At 35.6% G+C, this 22,385-nt stretch carries 21 protein-coding genes and 1 pseudogene; 5 read left to right on the top strand and 17 right to left on the bottom strand.

Annotated elements, in window-relative coordinates; all coding sequences use genetic code 11:
- Nucleotides 1-87: 87 nt before the first annotated feature.
- Nucleotides 88-1,005, top strand: a complete 918-nt coding sequence (locus K9V48_RS10105; protein WP_224138849.1) for a ketopantoate reductase family protein — start codon at nt 88-90, stop codon at nt 1,003-1,005.
- A 112-nt stretch (nt 1,006-1,117) separates the two neighbouring features.
- Here K9V48_RS10105 and K9V48_RS10100 read toward each other — a convergent pair whose 3' ends face one another.
- On the bottom strand, nt 1,118-1,687 hold the full coding sequence (locus K9V48_RS10100; protein ID WP_224138847.1) for a 5' nucleotidase, NT5C type: 570 nt from the start codon (nt 1,685-1,687) through the stop codon (nt 1,118-1,120).
- Nucleotides 1,688-1,763: 76 nt separating this feature from the next.
- The gene (locus tag K9V48_RS10095) at nt 1,764-2,525 is read right to left on the bottom strand and encodes a GTP cyclohydrolase II (protein ID WP_224138845.1); all 762 of its coding nucleotides are present in this window, start codon (nt 2,523-2,525) and stop codon (nt 1,764-1,766) included.
- Between the two features lie 327 nt (nt 2,526-2,852).
- Between K9V48_RS10095 and K9V48_RS10090 the strand changes: the two genes are divergently transcribed.
- Together K9V48_RS10090 and K9V48_RS10085 are read left to right on the top strand one after the other, a co-directional pair.
- Nucleotides 2,853-3,053: a cold-shock protein gene (locus tag K9V48_RS10090; RefSeq protein WP_111616898.1), complete on the top strand. Its 201-nt coding sequence runs from the start codon at nt 2,853-2,855 to the stop codon at nt 3,051-3,053.
- A gap of 87 nt (nt 3,054-3,140) precedes the next feature.
- A pseudogene (locus K9V48_RS10085) lies at nt 3,141-3,404 on the top strand (homogentisate 1,2-dioxygenase); the annotation flags it as partial.
- Nucleotides 3,405-3,554: 150 nt separating this feature from the next.
- On the opposite strand, the gene htpG reads toward K9V48_RS10085, so the two are convergent.
- The 3 genes from htpG to K9V48_RS10070 form a co-directional block, all read right to left on the bottom strand.
- On the bottom strand, nt 3,555-5,435 hold the full coding sequence (htpG, locus tag K9V48_RS10080) for a molecular chaperone HtpG (RefSeq protein WP_224138843.1): 1,881 nt from the start codon (nt 5,433-5,435) through the stop codon (nt 3,555-3,557).
- Between the two features lie 284 nt (nt 5,436-5,719).
- The gene (trhO, locus tag K9V48_RS10075; protein WP_224138842.1) at nt 5,720-6,667 is read right to left on the bottom strand and encodes an oxygen-dependent tRNA uridine(34) hydroxylase TrhO; all 948 of its coding nucleotides are present in this window, start codon (nt 6,665-6,667) and stop codon (nt 5,720-5,722) included.
- A 238-nt stretch (nt 6,668-6,905) separates the two neighbouring features.
- Complete coding sequence (locus K9V48_RS10070) at nt 6,906-7,493, bottom strand: nitroreductase family protein (RefSeq protein WP_224138841.1); 588 nt, start codon at nt 7,491-7,493, stop codon at nt 6,906-6,908.
- 239 nt (nt 7,494-7,732) lie between these two features.
- Here K9V48_RS10070 and K9V48_RS10065 point away from each other — a divergent pair, with 239 nt between their 5' ends.
- Entirely contained in the window at nt 7,733-8,296 is a 564-nt protein-coding gene (locus K9V48_RS10065; protein WP_224138840.1) for an FAD-dependent oxidoreductase, read from the top strand.
- 71 nt (nt 8,297-8,367) lie between these two features.
- Here K9V48_RS10065 and tatC read toward each other — a convergent pair whose 3' ends face one another.
- The 4 genes from tatC to K9V48_RS10045 all read right to left on the bottom strand — a co-directional run bounded on the left by tatC (nt 8,368) and on the right by K9V48_RS10045 (nt 11,236).
- Nucleotides 8,368-9,090, bottom strand: coding sequence for a twin-arginine translocase subunit TatC (gene tatC, locus K9V48_RS10060; protein WP_224138838.1), 723 nt, complete (start codon nt 9,088-9,090; stop codon nt 8,368-8,370).
- 81 nt (nt 9,091-9,171) lie between these two features.
- Nucleotides 9,172-9,369, bottom strand: coding sequence for a twin-arginine translocase TatA/TatE family subunit (locus K9V48_RS10055; protein WP_224138837.1), 198 nt, complete (start codon nt 9,367-9,369; stop codon nt 9,172-9,174).
- Between the two features lie 18 nt (nt 9,370-9,387).
- A complete protein-coding gene (locus tag K9V48_RS10050; RefSeq protein WP_224138835.1) occupies nt 9,388-9,576 on the bottom strand; it encodes a hypothetical protein in 189 nt (62 codons plus the stop codon).
- A 19-nt stretch (nt 9,577-9,595) separates the two neighbouring features.
- Nucleotides 9,596-11,236 (bottom strand): PhoX family protein, encoded by a 1,641-nt coding sequence (locus K9V48_RS10045; protein WP_224138833.1) that lies wholly within the window; start codon nt 11,234-11,236, stop codon nt 9,596-9,598.
- 474 nt (nt 11,237-11,710) lie between these two features.
- Between K9V48_RS10045 and K9V48_RS10040 the strand changes: the two genes are divergently transcribed.
- The gene (locus tag K9V48_RS10040; RefSeq protein ID WP_224138831.1) at nt 11,711-12,028 is read left to right on the top strand and encodes a hypothetical protein; all 318 of its coding nucleotides are present in this window, start codon (nt 11,711-11,713) and stop codon (nt 12,026-12,028) included.
- Nucleotides 12,029-12,156: 128 nt separating this feature from the next.
- Here K9V48_RS10040 and K9V48_RS10035 read toward each other — a convergent pair whose 3' ends face one another.
- From K9V48_RS10035 to K9V48_RS10000, 8 genes are all read right to left on the bottom strand, one after another.
- The gene (locus K9V48_RS10035; RefSeq protein ID WP_224138829.1) at nt 12,157-13,497 is read right to left on the bottom strand and encodes an MATE family efflux transporter; all 1,341 of its coding nucleotides are present in this window, start codon (nt 13,495-13,497) and stop codon (nt 12,157-12,159) included.
- Nucleotides 13,497-14,525, bottom strand: a complete 1,029-nt coding sequence (locus tag K9V48_RS10030) for a histidinol phosphate phosphatase domain-containing protein (RefSeq protein WP_224138828.1) — start codon at nt 14,523-14,525, stop codon at nt 13,497-13,499. Before K9V48_RS10030 ends, K9V48_RS10035 begins: the two co-directional genes overlap by 1 nt.
- Complete coding sequence (locus tag K9V48_RS10025; RefSeq protein WP_224138826.1) at nt 14,522-15,457, bottom strand: metallophosphoesterase family protein; 936 nt, start codon at nt 15,455-15,457, stop codon at nt 14,522-14,524. Before K9V48_RS10025 ends, K9V48_RS10030 begins: the two co-directional genes overlap by 4 nt.
- A gap of 15 nt (nt 15,458-15,472) precedes the next feature.
- On the bottom strand, nt 15,473-16,381 hold the full coding sequence (locus K9V48_RS10020; protein WP_224138824.1) for a carbohydrate ABC transporter permease: 909 nt from the start codon (nt 16,379-16,381) through the stop codon (nt 15,473-15,475).
- A 133-nt stretch (nt 16,382-16,514) separates the two neighbouring features.
- Nucleotides 16,515-18,209 (bottom strand): extracellular solute-binding protein, encoded by a 1,695-nt coding sequence (locus K9V48_RS10015; protein WP_438803880.1) that lies wholly within the window; start codon nt 18,207-18,209, stop codon nt 16,515-16,517.
- Between the two features lie 67 nt (nt 18,210-18,276).
- Nucleotides 18,277-19,215, bottom strand: a complete 939-nt coding sequence (locus K9V48_RS10010; RefSeq protein WP_224138916.1) for an ABC transporter permease — start codon at nt 19,213-19,215, stop codon at nt 18,277-18,279.
- 93 nt (nt 19,216-19,308) lie between these two features.
- Nucleotides 19,309-20,817 carry a CehA/McbA family metallohydrolase gene (locus K9V48_RS10005; protein WP_224138822.1) on the bottom strand — a complete coding sequence of 503 codons (1,509 nt, stop codon included), beginning with the start codon at nt 20,815-20,817 and terminating at the stop codon, nt 19,309-19,311.
- Between the two features lie 12 nt (nt 20,818-20,829).
- Nucleotides 20,830-21,939, bottom strand: coding sequence for an ABC transporter ATP-binding protein (locus K9V48_RS10000; RefSeq protein ID WP_224138820.1), 1,110 nt, complete (start codon nt 21,937-21,939; stop codon nt 20,830-20,832).
- Nucleotides 21,940-22,385: the final 446 nt, after the last annotated feature.

Genomic DNA, 22,385 nt, shown 5'->3' with positions numbered 1-22,385 from the left:
TGAAAAATTCACACACTTTGATTGTCTGTTAATTCCAGATTACCCCGCTCATTCCCTATTTCAAATTACGATAATGGAGTGATAACTATGAAAAAAATTGAAAAAGTATCAATTATTGGACTTGGAGCAATTGGTGCTGCCTATGCAAGTAAAATCTATGAATCTGATAGCAAAAGTCTTCAAATTATCGCAGACTCAGAGCGAATAGAACGCTATAAAGCTGAAGGTTTTAACGTAAATGGAAACCATTATGAATTCAATTATATAACACCGGAAGAAAATACTGAACCTGCAGATTTAATCCTAGTTGCCGTTAAATACTCCGGACTACAGCAAGCCATAAAGGATATGAAAAAACACGTAGGACCACAAACAATTATTCTCTCATTAATGAACGGAATTGCTAGCGAAGAAATGATTGCTGCAACATATGGAGATGAAAATCTCCTATATGGCATGTGTGTCGCAATTGATGCATTGCGCGAAGGGAACTCCATTCAATTCTCAAGTATAGGAAAAATTTGCTTTGGAGAAGAAATGAATACCACTTATTCTCCTAATGTTCAGCTTGTAAAAGAATTTTTTGGACAAGTGAAAATCCCTTATGAAATTCCTGAAAATATGCTGCGGACGATGTGGTGGAAATTTATGATTAATGTTGGGGTTAATCAAACATCAGCTGTATTAAGAGGCAATTACCAAGTATTTCAGGAAGTACCAAAGGCCAGGCAGTTAATGATTGATGCGATGCAGGAAGTTGTCACCTTATCTGAAAAAGTTGGCATAAACTTAACTAGTAAAGATATCGATGAATTTTTAGTAATTTTAGATACTTTGTCACCTCAAGGGAAAACGTCAATGCTTCAAGATATTGAAGCAGGGCGGAAAACAGAGGTTGAATATTTAGCTGGTAAAGTTAGTGAACTAGGTCAATACTATCTGATCCCTACACCGATAAATGACATGCTGTTGAATCTTATCAATATCATTGAACAGGCAAGGTAAATAAGTAATCAATCAGGGCGTGGATTCTACCACGACCTGATTAATTATATTTATAAGAGGCAACTATTTAAAACGTAATCCGAACTTCGATTCATTTCTCTGCATAAGCACTCTAGCTATTTTGTTTAACGATTGCCTCCAACTCAGACCAAGAAGTAAGCCGTGGTATGGATAAATGCTGATTATAAGAATTATCCTTTGCAATAACCTGTAGTGGTAAATCTAACAATGTTTCTAAAACTGCAGGTTTATCATCAAAGTAATAATCTAAATCTAGTTCTTTTATGATGTTTATTTTTTCCGGGTCTTTCATCCCGCAGTAAAAGCGATCATCATTTACTGGGAAGCCATTTTCCAGTAACCACTTCTTTGTCCGTTCCCCGAATTCCTTATCTCTTGCTGTTATGTAATAGACTTCGTGACCTTGTCTCTCAAGTTCTTGTAATGTTTCGACTGCATGGGGAAATGGCGGACAAGCAGAAAAATATATTTCGTCTTGGAGACTATTCCACATCTCGCTACCTTGCTCTGCAGTTAAATCAAAAGCCTCATGGATTTCAAGAGTCTTTATTGTATGAAACACATCGAGTTGAACATTTTTATTCAGCTTTTTATTATACAAATGAAATGCATATTCCCGTAAATTAATCAAAGTATCATCAATATCAAAACCAAATTTCATTTCGCTTCCCCACTTTCGATTTTAATATGAAGATCCTTCTCCCTAAAGATTCCTCATGGCTTATAGTATAACATATTCACTCATTCGGACATCCACCCTTTAAATGACCTGAACGGACAACCTTTGTTTCTAAATATTTTTCATTGTATTCTGATACGTCCCCCCATAACTGAACTCGACCGGCGAGATTGGCACCTGATTTTTGCAGTGCATCTAATTTTCTTGGATTGTTGGTAATCAGGGTCACTGGATTAGAACGCAATGTTTTTAATACTCGAATAGCGTCATCATAGTTTCGCACATCATCCTTAAAGCCAAGCTCTAAATTAGCTTGTACCGTATCTAATCCTTCCTCTTGAAGAACATAAGCCATGGCTTTACTAAATAAGCCAATACCCCTTCCCTCATGATTTGCTAAATAAAACAATGCACCTGATCCGTGAGCAGCAATCATTTTCATTGCTTGTTTTAATTGAAAGCCACAATCACAGCGTTTACTTCCAAAAATATCACCTGTATGGCAAATACTATGCATGCGAATCAGTGCATCGGTAGAATGTTGAAAATCTCCATATACTAGCACACTCGATTGCTGCATTTCCGCTAAATTGGATGAGGCCAACGTTTCAATGATACTTTCCGTATTATAAGAGCCATCCTCACAAAAGTGACCAGCCATATTCTCACATCGCAACCAGCAATACCATTGAAAAATTGTTGTTTCACCACCTAAGTTCACGGGTAATTTGATTGGACCGACTAAATAAATTGATTTCCCATCACTTTTGACGAGGTTTATTTTATCTTCTAAAATAAAAGCAACTTTTTCATTAATCATACATTCTACCTCCCGTTGATTACCTGATAAACCAATTTCTTTTAAGATATTTTTGCAATAGAGTCATTCTTTTCATCATATTGTACCCAATCTATCCCTTAGTAAATCAATCGTTTTCTGAAATGGATGCATAAAAAATAAAATAATGGATAAAACAAGTAACATTTTCTATTTGCTTTTCCAAATTTCTTCTGTTATTCTAAAGAGGAATTATTTTTGTTCGGTCTGTAAGGAAAGAATAAGTGTTTAAACTTTTCGCCTTTGATATCTAATTGAGCAACTATAGTAATAAATTGTGGAATAGTATCCACACAGGAGGAAACACACATGCAACAAGGTACAGTAAAATGGTTTAACGCAGAAAAAGGTTTCGGTTTCATCGAAGTTGAAGGTGGAGACGATGTATTCGTACATTTCTCAGCTATCCAAGGCGAAGGATTTAAATCTTTAGACGAAGGCCAAAAAGTTACATTTGACACAGAACAAGGTCAACGTGGACTTCAAGCTACTAACGTACACAAAGCATAATTATGAAAGGACTCTTTTATAGAGTCCTTTTTTTGTTGTTACTGGTTTCGGCCTTTTTCAGACTTCGCGGGCAACTTTAGACTGCTACATAGTAATGTAGAAAGTGATGAAGTACTATATTATGTTGATGGTGACTTTATGAGCAGGCGCGGAATTGAACAAGGATCTATTACCCTTCATCCAAGCGGTTTGCCACATGGACCACATCCAGGAAAAATAGAAGATAGTATCGGCAAAAAAGAGACGCGTGAACTGGCGGTCATGGTCGATACATTCCGTCCACTTTATATCGTAAAAGACGCACACAATTTAGAAGATGAGGAATATATGAGTAGCTGGCTTCCGCAATAGCTTATTATTTTACAAAATCCTCGCACCCTGTGTAGGGCGATTGTTTTTGTAATTGAATTGAAAGAACAATTTGACTCTTATAATGATTTATAACTAAAAACAACAGCCCAAACTCTTGAAAAAAAGTCGGACTGTTGTTTTTTATCATTTTTACACCATCACTTTACATATATCATTTGTAAACTCAACTGGATCATTGATTGGCAAGCCTTCGATTAGAAGTGCTTGATTATACAGTAGATTTGTATATAAAGTTAGTTTCTCTTTATCATTTTCATACGCGTCTTTTAATGATTGGAATACGTCGTGATTTGTATTAATTTCTAACACTTTGTCAGCCTTAACATTTTGGTTATCAGGCATTGCACTCAGGATTTTTTCCATTTCAATCGTTACTTCACCTTCTGTAGATAAACAGACTGGGTGCGTTTTTAATCGTTTTGATACTCTTACATCCTTTACTTTGTTTGCTAGGATGTTTTTCATCTGTTCAAAGAGTTCTTTGTTTTCATTCTCTTCTTTTTCCGTCGTTTGTTGATTTTCATCTGCTTCAATACCAAGATCGCCACTTGAGACCGATTTGAATTCTTTCTCTTTATAGGTCATGATCATTTTTATTGCAAATTCATCAATATCCTCAGTGAAATATAAAATTTCATAGCCTTTATCTGATACTAGCTCTGTTTGTGGAAGTTTTTCAATTCTTTCATACGATTCCCCAGAAGCATAGTAAATATATTTTTGATCTTCAGGCATTCTTGAAACATATTCATCTAACGTAACCATTTTCTTTTCTTTAGATGAATAGAACATCAATAAGTCCTGTAATACATCTTTATTGCTGCCGAAATCACTATACACGCCATATTTCAACTGTCTGCCAAATGATGTATAGAATACTTCGTACTTTTCTCGTTCATTTTTTAATAAGGTTTGCAATTCATTTTTAATTTTCTTGTTAATGTTTTTAGCAATAAGCTTTAATTGGCGGTCATGCTGTAGCATCTCTCTTGAAATATTAAGAGACAAATCTTCCGAATCAACCATTCCTTTAACAAAACTGAAATAGTCAGGAAGCAAATCTGCACACTTATCCATAATCAAGACGCCATTTGAATAAAGCTCCAATCCTTTTTCATATTCCTTAGAGTAATAGTCAAAAGGCATACTTTCAGGGATGTATAATATCGCATTATATCTTATCTGCCCATCCACACTACTATGAATAGATTTAAGAGGCTTGTCAAAACCATAGCGTTTTTCCTGATAAAATTTTTCATAATCCTCTGAAGTAAGCTCCGTTTTATTTTTCTTCCAGATTGGAACCATGCTATTAATCGTCTGTTCTTCCTGATATTCCTCTAATTCGTTTTCATTATCTTCTTTCGGTCTTTGACCAGTTACATCCATTTTGATTGGATAGCGAATGAAGTCAGAGTATTTTTTGATAATTGTTTTTAAACGATATTCTTCTAAAAACTCATCATATTGGTCATCTTCTGTGTTCTCTTTGATCTTCAGAATAATTTCTGTGCCAACTGAAGTTTTCTCATATGGTTCAATCGTGTATCCATCTGCACCTTGTGATTCCCACTTATAAGCTTCATCACTGCCTAATGCCTTACTGATAACAGTCACAACATCAGCAACCATAAAAGCTGCATAAAAGCCAACACCGAATTGACCAATAATATCATGTCCATCTTTTACTTCATTTTCATTTTTAAATGCCAATGAGCCACTCTTGGCGATGATTCCAAGATTATTTTCTAACTCTTCTTTCGTCATGCCAATTCCGGTATCTTTAATTGTTAATGTTCGGTTTTCCTTATCCGCTGACACTTTTATGTAGTAACTATCATTATCAAAACTTAAATTCTCATCGGTTAATGCTTTGTAATAAATTTTATCAATTGCATCACTTGCATTCGAAATTAACTCTCTTAAAAACACTTCTCTCTGCGAGTAAATCGAGTTAATCATCATTTCTAATAACCGTTTAGATTCTGCTTTAAACTCTTTTTTAGCCATGTAACTCTCTCCTTTCAAATTGAAAACTACGCGAAACGTGCAATAACTTAGTAAAAATGTTTTTTAGGTATCCAGTAGATCGCGCATGAACCGATTAGCACTCTTCTTAGTCGAGTGCTAACTCTCTTTTAAATACCATATCCTCTATATTGTGTCAATATATTACAGGTTTTTTCAGTTTCCCAAAACATAAAAAATCTCTTCCTGAATCGGAAGAGATTTTTTATCTCGATGAATGAAGCGAAATGAAAGAAAATCATAGTCACAACGATCTATTAACTAAATTAAACTAGTGCTCCTAATCTCTCTTTTACTTCCTCTTCTGTCAGCCCATGTTCTGCAATATATCTGTTTCTCGGATGAACTCGACATTCATCACTACATGAACGTAAATGCTTATGTTCATTTTCTTCTGAACAGAGGATTTGTTTATTACATTCAGGGTTCGCACAATTAACATAGCGTTCACATAGTTCGTTTGTGAAGTAGTCCCTTCCGACAACAACAGGGTTTACTCTATTAACTGGTACACCAATTCGCTCATCAAATACATAGCATTGACCATCCCATAGTTCCCCTTGTACTTCTGGATCTTTACCGTAAGTGACAATACCGCCGTGTAGTTGGGCTACATCTTCAAATCCTTCTTTACGTAACCAGCCAGAGAATTTTTCACATCGAACTCCACCAGTACAGTACGTTAAGATTTTTTTGCCCTCGAATTGTTCGCGATTTTCACGAATCCAATCCGGTAATTCTTTAAATGTAGCAATATCAGGCTTAATCGCATTGCGGAAATGGCCTAATTCAAATTCGTAATCATTTCTTGCATCAATCACAACAGTGTCTTCCTGCTGCATTGCTTCATAGAATTCTTTCGGACTATAATATTTACCAGTTAACTCTAGTGGATTCACGTCTTCTTCTAATCGTAAAGTCACAAGTTCTGGTCGATGACGCACATGCATTTTTTTGAACGCATGACCATCTTCTTCGTCAATTTTATATACCATCTCTGCGAAGCGAGGATCGGCTTTCATATGGGCAATATATTGATCTGTTTGTTCAATCGTACCAGATACGGTTCCATTGATTCCTTCAGATGCAATTAAGATCCTACCTTTTAATCCAATACTCTTACAAAATTCTAAATGCTGTTGTGTGTATTCCTCTGGATTTTCTATCGTTACATAATGGTAATATAGTAAAACCCGAAATTGTTTCTTTTCCATTTTCCTTCACCTACTATATTTATATTTGCAGGATATAAACATACTAAGACGTTTACTTGCCTTTCAACTTTTCATCCACCTTGGAATAAAAAGTTTGCATCTAATTAAACCAAATTCCCAATGAAAATGCAACTTATTACTAGTCGTATTTTTAGTGGAACTATTCGATTCTCAATAAGAAAAACACGGCTAGCAATCGCTCACCGTGTTTTTCCTGTCCATACATTACCATATTCACTTACGAAAAATCTTCTTCAGACTCAAGCCACTTTGTTACCTCAGAGTAATGACTTCTTTTGCCCTCTTTCTCCTTCATATCAGAATAACCAATATAAATAAAGCCTAACATCTCTCCATTATCTGAAAGACCAAACAACTGTTTTATTTCTTGTGAATAACATACTTTACCCGTTCTCCAGACTGCACCTAACCCAAGTGCATGTGTGGCAAGTAACATATTCTGAATCGCAGCATTTACAGCAGCGTATTCTTCATTTATTAACACCTTTTCATTTATTGTCGGTTCAACACCCACCGCTATAATAACGGGTGCTCTAAATGGCTGTTGTCCCACTTTTTCTAATCGTTTCTTACTTTCTTCACTTTCCGGGTCTTCCAATGTCTTTTCAAGTATTGAAGACAGTGTTTGCCCAAGTCTGTTTCTTGCTTCCCCAGTCAAAACAAAAAATCTCCACGGCTCTGTTCCGTGATGGGCAGGAGCCCAAGTACCAGCCTCAAGTATTTTATTAATAAGTTCAGTTGGAACAGGATCAGGTTTTACTACACCAATACTTCTTCTCGTCGTTATCGCTGTAAATACATCCATCGTATGTCACACACTCCTATTCAAATATTAAAATCATCGTATTCAACAACCAGTTACAAACCAATTTTTCTATAATTATACCATTCCTATTTCATCATAATGAAAACGCATCATTATGACAAGCAATATGATAAACTCGAAACCCGCATAAGATGAATTACTATAAATTATGGTAGATACCATTTATACTTTAACTGTATAGATCTTATACATATAACAATTCGAAGGGATGGGGTTACATGTTTGATATTGTTATTATTGGAGCAGGACCTGCCGGAGCAAGTGCAGGAATTTTTACAGCAAAGTCTGGTAAAAAAACGTTGATTATTGATTCAGACAAAAGTATGACAAAACGTGCATGGATTGAAAATCATTATGGAGTTTCTGAAATTTCTGGTCCTGAGTTAATTGAAACTGGAATAAAACAGGCTCAAAAGCTTGGCTCTGAACTTGTTAAAGATGCTGTCGTCGATATCAAGAAAACGGAATCAGGTTTTGACATTCAAACAGAAGAACATGGGGCTTATTCTGCTAAACATGTTATTATTGCAACTGGTGCGATAGTAGCACTCGGCGAAAAGATTGGATTAACGACTATACCTGGAACAGAACCGAGAATTAAGACAATTATCCAAGTAGATAACGATGGAAAGACAAACATCGATGGTATTTGGGCTGCTGGAACTTGTGCTGGCGTTAGTGTTCACACAATTATTACAGCAGGTGACGGTGCAAAGGTTGCAATCAACATCATTAGTGAACTAAATGGTGAGAGATATGTAGACCACGATATGATGAAATAATGTAATAAGAAGGGCTGACAACTCTAAGTGTCAGCCTTTCTTATTCATAGTGATTGTCTTGTTATACTGAATCAAGCTGTCATGGCAAGTTTTTGTTTTCTCCGATAAACTACTTTGGATAATAGGACACTACATTCATATAAAAACAGTAGTGGAATAACGACGATTACGTCTGAAATAAAGTCAGGTGGTGTGATCAGGACGGCAATTAAAATTAACACAAAATAAGAATACTTCCTCATTTTTTGTAAGCGATAAGGGTTCAACACTCCAAGACTAGTTAAAAACATAATAATCACCGGAAGTTCAAATAAAAATCCAAACGGGAGTATAATATGAATCATAAACCGAAAATATTTTTCCGTAGTAAAAAAAGTCATAAACATGTTATCGGACAATGAAAGTAGAAAATTAAATACTGTTGGAAAAATGACAAAATAGCCAAAGCAAATTCCTAATATAAAGAGAAGAAACAAGGCTGGAATATAAGCTAACGTTACTTTCCTTTCTTTAACAGATAAAGCAGGACGTACAAAGAGCCAGATTTGATGGGCTGTGATCGGTATCGCACCTGCAATGGCGATAATACCTGCCAACATTAAATATACCCATAAAATGTCGCTTGGTCCAAGGACAGCGAGCTTCATAGGTAAATCTTTAATTAACCAATTGTAAATATCTTGCACAAAAATCATCGACAGAATTAATAAAAGCATAAAACTGCCAAGAATGATAATGAGACGTTTTCGCATTTCGCTTAAATGATCAACAAGATTCATTTCTCTGTTTTCCATAATTGAAATCACCTTCTTCGTTTATAAAAAGAAGATGTAAGTAAGAACCATCTACCTACATCTCCTTTTTATGATTTTCCATTAAATTGCTTTTTGTTTTTTTGTTTTCTCCTCGGAATTCGATTCTTCATCTGAAACCAATTCTCGTGTAGATTTTTTGAATTCTTTTAGTGTAGAACCAAACGCACGTCCAATTTCTGGCAATTTTGACGGCCCAAAAATAATTAAGGCGATTACAAGAACAAGAATCAAACCAGGAATTCCAATATTCTGAAACATACCTATTCCCTCCTCTATTTACATGGCTTTTTTAACAGCCTGTTTCCTATGCGATTCAAAATTATATAATTTAAAATCAGCCCACTGAGCACAGGCATGGCAATGAAAGTTCCCAGTTATTTTATTTTCATCAGAGATCGGCTGGATATGTGGTAGAAACACCATTTTCAAGCCTTTTTTGACATGCTTTTTACAAACGAAAATCATGTAAAAAAACTCCTATATCTTATTTAAATTTCCCACCTTGGATAGCAACCAAACAAGAGCGCCCAAAAGTATATCCTGGGTATTTATTCCATGTAGCAGGATGTTGTACATCGATGAATAAAGTACGTTCATCAGGAGTTAACCAAGGACCGGTCAATTCACTCCCTAGTGGACCTGATGCAAACTGGAACGGGTCTCCATAATTTTTACCGTCTGTAGGAACCATGAATACACCACAGTTTTTATATGCAGCATATTGATTATCTTCAGTAGCACCGAAGTCTTCAACAACCCAAAGGTTTCCTTTACTATCAAAATGAAGGTTATCTGGGCAAGTAATACCACTTTGTTGTCCACCAGCAATAAATACTTCAAACGTGAATTTATCACTAGCGTGGTCACCATTTGCAGGTACAAAACGATAGATTTGACCATGGAAATTTCCGTGGCTTGAGTTATTTGTTAATGCTAAAAATACACTTCCGTCATGTGGATGGATTTCCACGTCTTCTGGACGATCTAGTTTTGTTGCACCTACAGCTAGTGCTGCTTCACGAGTAAATGTTAAAACATCTGCTTGGCTAGCGAAGAACTTTTTACCATTTTTTTGATAGTTTTGTAACTTTGTATTCGTCGAATAGTCTAGAGCAATCCAAGTTTGCTTATTAAGGTCAGCAACATACAATGTTCCATTTTCTAAAATATTCATGTTTGCTTCACGATTATTCGGATTAAATTTCTTTTCACTAATAAATTTATAGAAGCATTGATCGCGAGCGTCATCCCCCATATAAACTACAACTCTACCATCCTTGGTTTGTCCCATCGCTGTATTTTCGTGGGCAAAACGGCCAAGAGCTGTTTGCTTACGAACGGGTCGTTCAGGGTTGAAAGGATCTACTTCAACCACCCAGCCGTAATGTTCATCTATAAAGTTTGGCCAGCCATAATCGTCACCATATTCCGTATTTTCTTCACAAGAAAGAGCTGTATTCCAAAGAGTACGTCCACCACTACAGTTTCCAAGTGAACCTTCAACAGAAGTTGCTCCTTTTACTGCAGAACTTCCTCTTGCAGGACCTGCTAATTCAATTTTAGTTGTCCCATCTACACGACGATTATATTTGTCATCTTGCACTAGTGCCCATTTTCCTTTTTCCTTCTTAACATGAATAACTGAACCGCCAACAGCTTCTTTTTCCATTTTTAATAGATTAGGAAAATTACTAATATCATCACCAACTGCATCAGGATTAATTCCTAGCATTTCCATATAGTTACCTGGTTCAGGAAACTCATGGTTGACCCAAATTAAACCTTCTTCAGAATTATTTCCACCTTCTAAGGTATCCATTGGAAAATAAACAGTTAAGTCAGCTGCGTCACCAAAAATTTCACCTTTTGAATTAATTTTATCTCCATAAGAAGCGATAATGTTATAATTGTAACCTTTTGGAAGTGTTATATCGTTATCCCATGTACGTCCAATCGCTTTAAAAGGAGCAGTAAGTGCTTTTCCATTTCCTTTTGCTTGTCCATTCATTAAATGATCTGCTGTTGCAGCATTAGCTTTAGGTGCTAACGCGCCAAGTCCTGTCGATGCCGCAACTACTGCTGCAGTACCAGTTCCCATATAAGTTAAAAATTTACGGCGATCCATCAATTCACTCTCTCCTTTAAAATCATAATTATGTAATTCGTTTTTCTAAGTAAATTCTATCTATATACTATTAAGTCAGTATTAAAGAGATATATCGTCTTTGTAAATTAAGTAATTTCAGGAATATATTCTTAAAACCAGCATAATTTAACCCTACTATTTTCTCATTTCCTAAAAATAATGTCGAAATCAGGTTGAAAATTGTAAAATCCTTCCGAAAATAAACACATTTTACTAGGATTAAGGGATTAGTCTATCAATCATGTAGTGTATCTTCATTTACAATACATTTACAAAACTTTAATTACTTTACATAAAAAATCTATTATTATATAGAATGGATATGGAATCGTTTATACAATCTATTACCCCCATAAATTAGTTAAAAAATATCAATAGTGTATTTAGATATACAAACCATTGCCTATTGTTTTAGAAATACACAGATTGGTAATCAGCTGAGGAGGGGAAATTATGGAGCCGTATGTGAAAGATGCTCTACTTGAATGGAAGGAAGAAATGGTAAAACAAAAAGATGAAATTGATCAAGAATATGAGAGGGTCAAATGTGATCTTCAACTCTATTCATATAAATCTGGTATTACGAAGCAAGTCATTCAATCAACAATAAATGACGAACTTATCAATTCGATCAAAACAACTTACCAAATTCCATTTGTAGAAAAGTATGAAGAACTTAAAGAATATATAAAAGAATTAGAGGAAAAAAGAAAGGTTTTTCAAATGTTCGTCGATAAGATTGAGAAAGTCAGTGAGACAGGAACCAACTAGTTCTTCTTGTCAAACAGACGATAGAGTGAAACTTCATTAATGTATGAATAGGAGTCGCTTTGGACACAAATCGTACTAACTGTCCACAACGAACTCCTATTCAAATTCAAACTGTAAACAACATAAAGTCAAACCCGCAGGACAATTTTCATCCATGAACGACTCTTCCAACGCCACAATAGTAAGAATGCGCGAAGCCATTCATCAAGAATAAAGACCAACCATATCCCTACTAGACCGAACCCATAATAGACCCCAACCACATAACTAAGAGGGACACATATAACCCACATCGAAAGGATTCCAATGATTACAGGGAATCGAACATCTCCGGCAGCATTTAATGATCCAATTAGTACGACATTTGTAGCCCTAGCAGGCTCAAGAAAGATGGAGAAAAACAATAATGTTGTTGTCAAAGAAAGAATATCAAGATTATCTGTAAAGATCGGGACAATAAATGATGCTGCACCATAGATGATGAAACTTAATGAAAAGGAAATAATAAGTGTTCGTATCATAATTTTGATACTTAAATTTAACCCTACTTCTTTCTTATCCTCACCGATCAGGCGACCTACCAATAATTGGGTCGTTTGAGCAATTGCAAACGAGATGATAAATACAAACCCTGATATTGTTTGTGTATATATTTTTGTTGTCAAAACGACCGTTCCCATTAACGCAATCATTCCTGTAATCACGGTTTGGGACAGATTATAGGAAACATGCTCACCAGCAGAAGGGATTCCTAATTTCAAAATAGACAATGTTGTTTCTTTCTTTATTAGAAATGGGTTCACCCACGGCAATTTCCCCTTAAATCTTCGCAAAAATAACCAAATAAATACTCCTGTACCAACAACACGACTAATTACTGTTACGTAGGCTACGCCTTCGACTCCTTCGACAGGAAGTGGCAATGATGTCATGAGAACAAGATAATTCCCAATAATATTGAGAATATTGATAAAAACGGAAATATACATGACCTCTTTGACAAAGTTAAAGCTTCTAAAAACAGCTCCCAATGTGGCCATTAGTGCTTGTAAAACAATACTGCCACCGACAATTGCTAAGTAGATCTTACCCTCTTCCATAATGGAGACTGGTGCTTGCATCATCCTTAATAAATTTTCACCAAATAAAACAAACACAATGCTAATTAAAATGCCGCTAATACTATTTAAGACAAACGCATGATTTGTCACAAGTGATGCTTGTTTGAGCTTCTGGCCTGCCTGAAGTTGCACCAATATCACGCTTGTACCGATACTTACAAACCCGAAAATTAATGATGCAACGACTAATAGTTGATTTGCCAAACCAACCGCACTAACGGATTCATCCGAATAATGACTGAGCATAAAGATATCCACATTTCCCAATAATAGCTGGAAAAATTGTTCAATTAATAATGGCCAGAATAAAAACCAAAAGGTGACTGTTTTGGGAGCTCGCTCTTTCATTACTTGTTCTCGCTCATTGTCCCAATACGTTCATTAAGATCTCTCATGTATCGTTTTCGCTTACTGAATGTTGCAATTTGCGAAAAACCGTTCGATCGTAGCATTTCAAGTTGTAACGAATTATATTTCCCCAAATCTTCAGGATAATGGGCATCTGAAGAGGTTGTGACTGCCACATCATTTTCGGCTAAAACACTCAAAAAAGTAGGACTCGGACACATTTCTTTAATTGGGTATCTGTAAAATAAGCCAGCATTCACTTCTGTTGCGATATCGTGTTGTTTCAGTAGTTTTGCAATTTTCACATAATAGTGTTTTAGTTCGTTTTCATCTGGACGAAAACCGAACACTTTTAAATTATCTAAATGAGCAATGATATCGAAGAGGTCTGATTTAATCGCTGATTCAAGAATGTCAAAATGAATATGATAGAGGTTTAGTGATGGAGTCTCCTCAAATTTCCATTGTGTTTGTGGATTATCAAAACCCCAGCCATTTTGAAAATGAACAGAACCGATAATATAATCGTATGGATATTCGGATAATATCTCTTTCAGTTCATCTTCTCCACCTGGGAAATAGTCTGCTTCCATTCCAAGCTTTAACTGAATCCCTTCTTTCTCCCATACTTTTTTTTCAGTTTCTATAAATGAAACAAACTCACCAATTGAACGAATACAGATTTGATCCAGCCAGTATTTCTGTAACTTTCCCAATTCATCAGAGTGAATGTCGATATATTTTTCATAATAAGACTTGTATTCGATAAATCGATACAGATGATCGACGATCCCGACCTCTTTTAGACCAATCTCTTTCGCTTTATTTAAATACAAGCTAAACCATTCACGTGAATACTCGCCAACATCCATGCGGTTTTTCAATAATTCCGCTAAGCGAAGTGATTCTTGATAGCTAGATTCCGATCCCTTCGTTTGATAACCCTCACGAAGGGATTCAATCGTTCTTTGTATCCAAGATAAAGAATATGGACCTTCCTCAAGGTGAAAATGGTAATCTACTTTCATGAAATGACTTCCTTTCGTGTTGATTCATGGTGTGTGTAATGGTTGGTCTCTTCTCCATTACTTAATTTTAGGTATGTTTGAAATGAATATTTCTGTTCAGATAGCGTAATGATGCGTGCTCCTCTTGTTAATTCACCATAGCAGTTGAAGCCAGAGACACGTCCGTACCCTAAGCTAATGCCGTGATAATTCCCACAGAAATCATTATCATGGTCATGACCAACAAATGTAGCCATCACATCTCCTTGTTCAAATAAAGCTGTGTAAAAACCACTATTTAGCTCTGGGGAACAAATCTCTTCATTTTTTACCCCAACGGTCTCATTTGAGAGATTTATATTTTTATATTCTGGTAGAGGAATATGAAAGAATGAAAGACTTGGAATTTTATTGGATGAATCTTCATGATAAGTTTTCGCTTCTCTTAAAAACCAGCTAACTTGTTCAGGTAAGATCCACTCATACGTCCCAATTTCATATAAATCATGGGCACCAGAATCAAGCATGTAAAGGACAGATCCAACCGTCTCTTCAGATGATGTGTAAATTGGGATTGAATAATTATTTCTTCCCTTTATGTCTTCACCATCTTTCGACAATGCCTGTTCAATCGTTTCTTCCATTTTAAGCAAGTCGCTGCGCGTGATGTTTTCTTCTGTATCATGATTACCATGAACAATCGCAAAAGGTATACCTGTTTTATTTAATACATCCAACACAACTTCATATGATTTTAATGGATCCTTGACACCTTCACTCCAAATCAAATCTCCCGTTACAACAACCAAGTCCGGTTTTTCCTCTAAAATCGTCTTTTCCATTAATTTCAGGGTTTGAAGATCTTCTTCCACAAATGGATATGCACCAACATGCAAATCAGTAAATTGAACAATTTTAAACTGTCCGTTTTCATTAAATTTCAATTTTTTCATGATGTTAGCTCCTCTTTACTCTTTTACTGAACCGATATTTACACCTTTAACAAAATACTTTTGAATAAAAGGATAGATTAAAACGATAGGTAGAATGACAAGAATGATTGTTGCCATTTTTAATGAATCACCAGTCACTTGAATTTTATCTAACATTTCATAATGGACAGAAGATGATTTTAAAAGCGCATCCGCCATCGCTTGCTGTCTCGTTAACATTTCTTGTAGCAAGGTTGCCAGTGGTTTCAATTCTTGATCTCTTACATAGAATGTACCAGAGAACCAATCATTCCAATGTCCTACTCCGTTAAATAAAGCAATGGTCGCAATAACCGGTTTACTCATTGGTAAAATAATTTTCATAAAAATTTTAAAATCCCCACAGCCATCAATTCTTGCTGCTTCTTCAATACTTTCAGGAATTTGCATAAAAAATGTGCGCATGATCATAATATTCCAAACATTATAAAGCAGTGGGATGATGTATACCCAAATTGTATTTGTTAAATGAAGTTCTTTTAACACCATGTAATAAGGGACGATTCCACCACTAAACAACATTGTAAAAAACACGAAGAATGTAATTGATTTTCTTCCTGGTAATGTTCTACTCTTCAAGGCATAAGCAGCCATCGCTGTCAGGAAGACACTTAAAATGGTTCCAAGGACTGTGCGGAACGCTGAAATATAAAAACCTGTGATAATATCAGACTGTTTAAAAACCTCTGTAAAATTTTCAAAACTCCATTCTCTCGGCCAAAAATAAACCCCGCCTCGTTGTGCGTCGGCTCCACTATTAAACGCTAACGCTAATATATTAAGAAATGGTAGAACTATCGTTAAACAGAGTCCAATAATAATAAGGTAGTTAATCCATTTGAAAAAACGCTGGCTACTAGTTGATTGAATCTTAGTGGATTTCAAAATAAAGCCCCTTTCTGTTTAGAATTACGCAAGTGCAAAAACAAAAGACTTATACGTTCCTATTTTATTAATTGGAAAGCTTCCTCCTAGTTAAGGAAGCCTCCCTCATTTTTAAATAGTTAATCAAGTTGTCTTAAAATCTTATGTTCAAACCTTCTTTTTCTTTATTCTCAATCATTTCAAGATATCCATCTAGACCAGCTTGCTTAATTTGCTCTGCTGCTTCATCCATGATCTGTTTCGCTTCGTTCAGATCCTTACTATAATAAGCTCTTAACAAACTCTCATTATATTTAGTTAAGGCAATCTCTAAATTTGCCCCATTCTCATATTCAAAGATAAATGCTTGTGGTGTTGAACCATCTATTACGTTAGCATTTTTATATTTCTCGTCGAACTTCCACATCTTAATAATTTCTGTAGCTGCTGTATTCGAAGCTTTAGAAGCCGAATCACCATATTCTGCTTCACCAAAATCTTCTAAACGATCTAAATCTGTATAACCTAGATGTTCTGCCCAGTATGAACCTACACCTCTAAAACCAAGTTTTTTCGCTTCGTCTGGGTTACTTTCTTTTAAGTCCAACACTTCCTGTTTAACAATTGGGTTACCTTTTTCATCTAATGTGTAATCTCTACCTTCGATTCCGTATTGACTTAGTAATTTACCTTCTCTACTCGTTAAGAAGTCAGCTAACTTCACAATATCTTCTGGATTTTCTGTCGTGCTTGGAATTGACCATCCAGCATAACCTGATTTGTAAGTTAATTGCATTTGATATTCGCCTTCAACTGTGTTCATTGGGCCAAGTGGAATGTATTTTAAATCATTATTTTGAACGATGTAATTATGCATGTCTGAAACGATACCAAATGATTTATTGACAATGCCTTCTTTTGCACGGTTTTCTTCCATTGTGAAGTACTCAGGGTGCATTAATTTTTCATTCAATAATTTTTGAACTAACTCAATTCGCTTCATACCATAATCTGTTTGACTTTCGTGTAATAATTTGCCGTTATCATCCTTTAAAAACTTTTCACCACTATCACCAGTCCATACTAAATCATTAAAGATTTGATCTTTATCCGCGCCACCCCATGCAGTTGGACCAATAGGTGTAATAGCTTTACCATTCTTATCTTTAAAATTACCTTCTTTTATTTTTATAGCTAAATCATACAATTCTTCTGTCGTATCAATTGATACTGGATCTATCTTAAGTTGATCAACGATATCTTTTAAAATGTAAGGACCACCGACATATTTTGTTGTAACAGTACCTGGTTTTCTAGGGACAGTCATATGAACAAAGTACGATGAACCACCAAACTCATCTCGGAACATAACATTATCTTTTGTATCTGTCGGTAAATAACCTTCTTCGAAATACTTAGAATAGATTTTTGTTTCCTTTAACATTGGTGTTAAATCTGTAAACATCCCTTCTCTTGCAGCTTTTAATAAAATTTGCATTTCTGGACGTCCACTATGATTTAAGTAATAGGCAATAAAGTCAGGTAAATCTCCAGCTGCTAATCCTGATGTTAACGCTTGAGTAGAGTCCTCTTGTGAAATCCCTTGTAATTCTAACGTAATACCTGTTTTCTCTTTTAATTCTTTCGCAATTTCTGGGTTCATTTCCGCAGAAACGTCGCCATCACTCATGAAGACTAATCCTTTTATTGTACGATCCGCGATCCATGTATCTGGTTTTCCTTCAGGAATTTCTTTACTCATGTTAACTTCTTCTTTTGGTGCACAACCTGTGATAAATAAGACTGCAACTACAAATAATGACATAATCAATCGAAGTTTTTTCACAATTATCCTGCTTTCCATTTTGAATTTTCTTGTGTATTGTCAAGTCTGATTAAGACCTTGCAACCGTTTCTTACCACATTGAGGTGTTGAATTTTTTCCTCGAAAAATGATTAACAACTAGAACTAAGACAAGCCCAATAACACCTTGCATCATTCCGACAGCTGTTGCATATCCAAACTGACCATTTTGAAGCCCAACACTAATGACATACGTATCAATAATTTCAGAAACTTCCACATTTCCTGGTGTTTTGAGTAAATAAATCTGGTCAAAACCTGCAGATAATATATTTCCTAGTGAAAGAATAAATAAGATAATAATGGTCGGTCTAATTCCTGGTAACGTAACATGCCAGATTTGTCTCAATTTACTCGCCCCATCAATCGCTGCAGCCTCATACAATGATGGATTGATTCCTGCGATCGCGGCAAAGTAAATGATTGAGTTCCAGCCAATATCCTTCCAAATGTAGCTCCAAAACATCACATGATAAAATGACGACTCTTCCATTAACCAAAATGTACTACCATCTCCACCAAACATCGATATGACTTCATTCAGTAAACCTGTATCAGGTGCTAAAATACGCTGTAATATACCAATGACGACAACCCATGATAAAAAGTGGGGTAAATAGGTAATACTTTGAAAAATACCACGAATTTTGTTATTCGTTATTTCATTAAACATAAGCGCAAGTATGATTGGAAAAGGTAATGCTAGAAATAGCTTCATAGAACTGATAATCAACGTATTTTTTATGAATACCCAGCTTTGAGGATCATTAAAAAATCGTTCAAAGTATTCTAAGCCAACCCATGCTCCACCAAATAAACCTGTGTCAAATCGAAACTCTTTGAAAGCAAGGACTAAACCCGCCATTGGTAAATAAGAAAATAGGATAAAGAATATGATACATGGTAGTAACATTAGATAGAGCTGGCGATGCTGCCAAATGTTTTTTCCAAGTACCGAAAGTTTTCCTTTTTTTTGTATAGTTATAGGCATTTCTTCCGGTTTTTCTAATTTTATCTCCATGAACACTCACCTTTCATTTAATTAACGCAAGCAAACATTCAACCTTATATATGAAGGAAGTTTTTATAGCTCTCTTTGATTACTATCTTCTATATAAATAGGATTCGTAAAGGCTACACGGACGTGAGCATCATCAAAAATACTAACTCGCAGCCATTTTAAATCTTCGGATTCCTCAATCAAATGACTTAGTTCATGATCCTTGGATTCAAGTACTGTCCCATTGTTGCTCTCGATGACGACTTTATGCTTTTCATCCATTTGCTTAATTGCAACACCAATGCGAATGGAAGATTCCTTCTCATCTAAAAGCAGCGTCATTCCTGGTATATATCGATTGTTTGCTGTAAATTCAAGCTCAGGACCACAGCTGATATAGGTGTGACCATTTTGAATTGCACGTAATATTTCCTGTTCTGTTGGTTTTTGTGGCAAATAAGCAAATAAATAAGCAACTTGTTTATCTGTGTGCTGTACATGCCAATCTCTTCCGCAAGTAGCTGAAATTTGATGACCATCATTTAATAATCGTGTCCATAGTTGGAAAGCTTCTATATTAGTAGGACTTAAATGTGGATCATCTGAATTCCACACTTCAATGAAATCCACAAAATCAAGTTTTTTCAATTCATATTCCCAATGACAGCCTGTACAAAATGGTGTCCCTGGACTATACGGATGCGCAATTCCAACAAGTACACCTTGATCTTTCATTTTCACCAATGTTTCTTCTAACGTGCTAGGTCCCATTTCAACCCAATTCTCAGCTTGATCGTCTTGATAACCCAATGTAAGGAAATGTCCGTAAAAGGTTGTCAATTCCATCCCGCGAATAAGTTTCACCTGATGAGTATTAGCTAAACTAGCTATTTGTTCAGTAGCACTCATCGTATTGTGATCTGTAATTGCTAGAAAATCGATATTCTGTGCCTTTGCTCCACCTACTAATTCCTCAACAGTTTGTCCACCATCACTATGGTTTGTGTGCGTGTGAATTTCACCTTTTAAATAAGTGTGTGATGCATTGGACTCAATTGGACCAAGTTGGTAATGCTTTTTCTTCTCAAGTTTTTCAAAAGGTGATTGAAACCAACGACGGTTTGTTGCCTTTTCATGAAATCCTTTTATTTGAATATCTAGCTGACATGTTTCTGTTACAACTGCATGCATATTAAAGGCAAAGTCCCACATTCCACTTTTGATCGATCGATTGAGCATACCGGGCGTCGATCCCCCAGCTGCTAATCTAACAGTTTGCGTTGTTTCAAATCGGTGACAGCTTCCACGATATCCAACCGGGTCTGTAACAGATAATGTGATTAAGTTCCGTAAACTTGAAATCGATTCCTTCTCTTGTTGATTTAAGTTATACAGATCACCTTGTTCTTTAATAATCGAGTCTATTACAGCTTGATTTTCTTCTTTTTCCGGTTGATAGGAAAATGAAACAACAATTGAATCTAAATGTTCTGGAATAAACATGCGAATAATGAAGTGGCTTTGTTCATTTTCACGTGTCATTTGCATTGAATAGGAAGCAAGCTTCATCTCACTTCCCTTTGTTTGAAGCATTTTTCTTCCCTCCTAAACAGTCCATTTTACATGGATACGATTCTCTGTTTCAGTGTCAAAGAAATGAACATGCTCTAATTGAAAGGAAAGTGTCACAGAATCTCCTGGTCGAAAATCTTGATCTGTTTCAACTCTAGCAACTAGATTTTGCCCACCATTTGTTGCGTATAATAGAGTCTCTGCACCTGTTAACTCCGCTACCTCAATTTGAACTGGGAAGTTTTGCCCTTCCGATAAATTTGATGGATGAACCACATTAATGTGCTCAGGTCGAATTCCGAAAATAAATGGTTTATGTTCATATCCCTTAGCTTGAAGTTTTTCATAAACTTGTTTGGTAGTCTTTAATAGGGTTTGTCCAATTTTTATCGAACCATCTATTAACTCACAATCAAAAAAGTTCATCGCTGGTGATCCAATAAAACTGCCAACAAATTTATTTGCGGGTTCACCATAAACTTCTTTCGGTGTTCCAACCTGTTGAATGACACCATCTTTCATAATGACAATTCGCGTCGCCATCGTCATTGCTTCTGTCTGGTCATGTGTGACATAAATCGTTGTTGTTTTTAATCGATGATGAAGTTTCGTAATTTCCGAACGCATTTGGAAGCGTAATTTGGCATCAAGATTGGATAATGGTTCATCCATTAAAAACACCTTTGCATCGCGAACAATCGCTCTCCCTAGAGCAACCCTTTGCCTTTGGCCTCCCGATAATGCTTTTGGTTTTCTATGAAGGTACGCTTCTAAATCAAGGATGCGCGCTGCCTCTTCTACCCGTTTTTTTATTTCTTCTTTAGGTGTTTTACGTAATTTCAAACTGAAAGCCATGTTGTCATAGACTGTCATATGAGGATAAAGTGCATAGTTTTGGAAAACCATGGCGATATCTCGGTCCTTTGGCTGCACTTCATTCATTCTTTTACCATCAATTAAAAATTCACCTGATGATATTTCTTCTAGACCTGCAATCATTCGAAGTGTCGTTGATTTACCACACCCAGAAGGACCAACAAACACGATAAATTCTTCGTCATCCACATGTAAATTCACATTTGATACGGCATTCACATTGCCTTCATACACTTTGCACAATTGGTTCAATTGAATTTTCGCCATTCTTTCACCTCTAGTATTTGCTAATGATATGTTCAAACCTCTTCCGATAATCATTCTAAAACGATTCTCTGGTTTATCTAATCAGGCTCCTTTTAAATGTTTGTTTTTTGTTTGTTTGTTTTGTTTTTACAAGTCATATCATAAATCTCAAACATTAAGACAATATTAACCCAACGTAAAAATGTGTAAATTTATTGTAAAAGTCATTCTTCCAATATATGCAATCCACTAGTTTCAGTTATAATGATGGTAAATATGCTATAACCTATTTTTAATTAAAGCGAAATTACCTTGGTCAGCTTGAGCAGGGTTTCAGAGAACTAATCCAAAGTACTAGTATTTAATAAAGCGAAACTTATCTATATCTTTAAGGGTAGATATCAACCACCAATCTTCCTTGCTTCTTTTGAATTTTGAGGTAGGGGTTTACTGCCTGTAATGAATGG

It is taken from the genome of Metabacillus rhizolycopersici (assembly GCF_020075705.1).
This window is presented reverse-complemented; position numbering and strand designations above follow the sequence as displayed.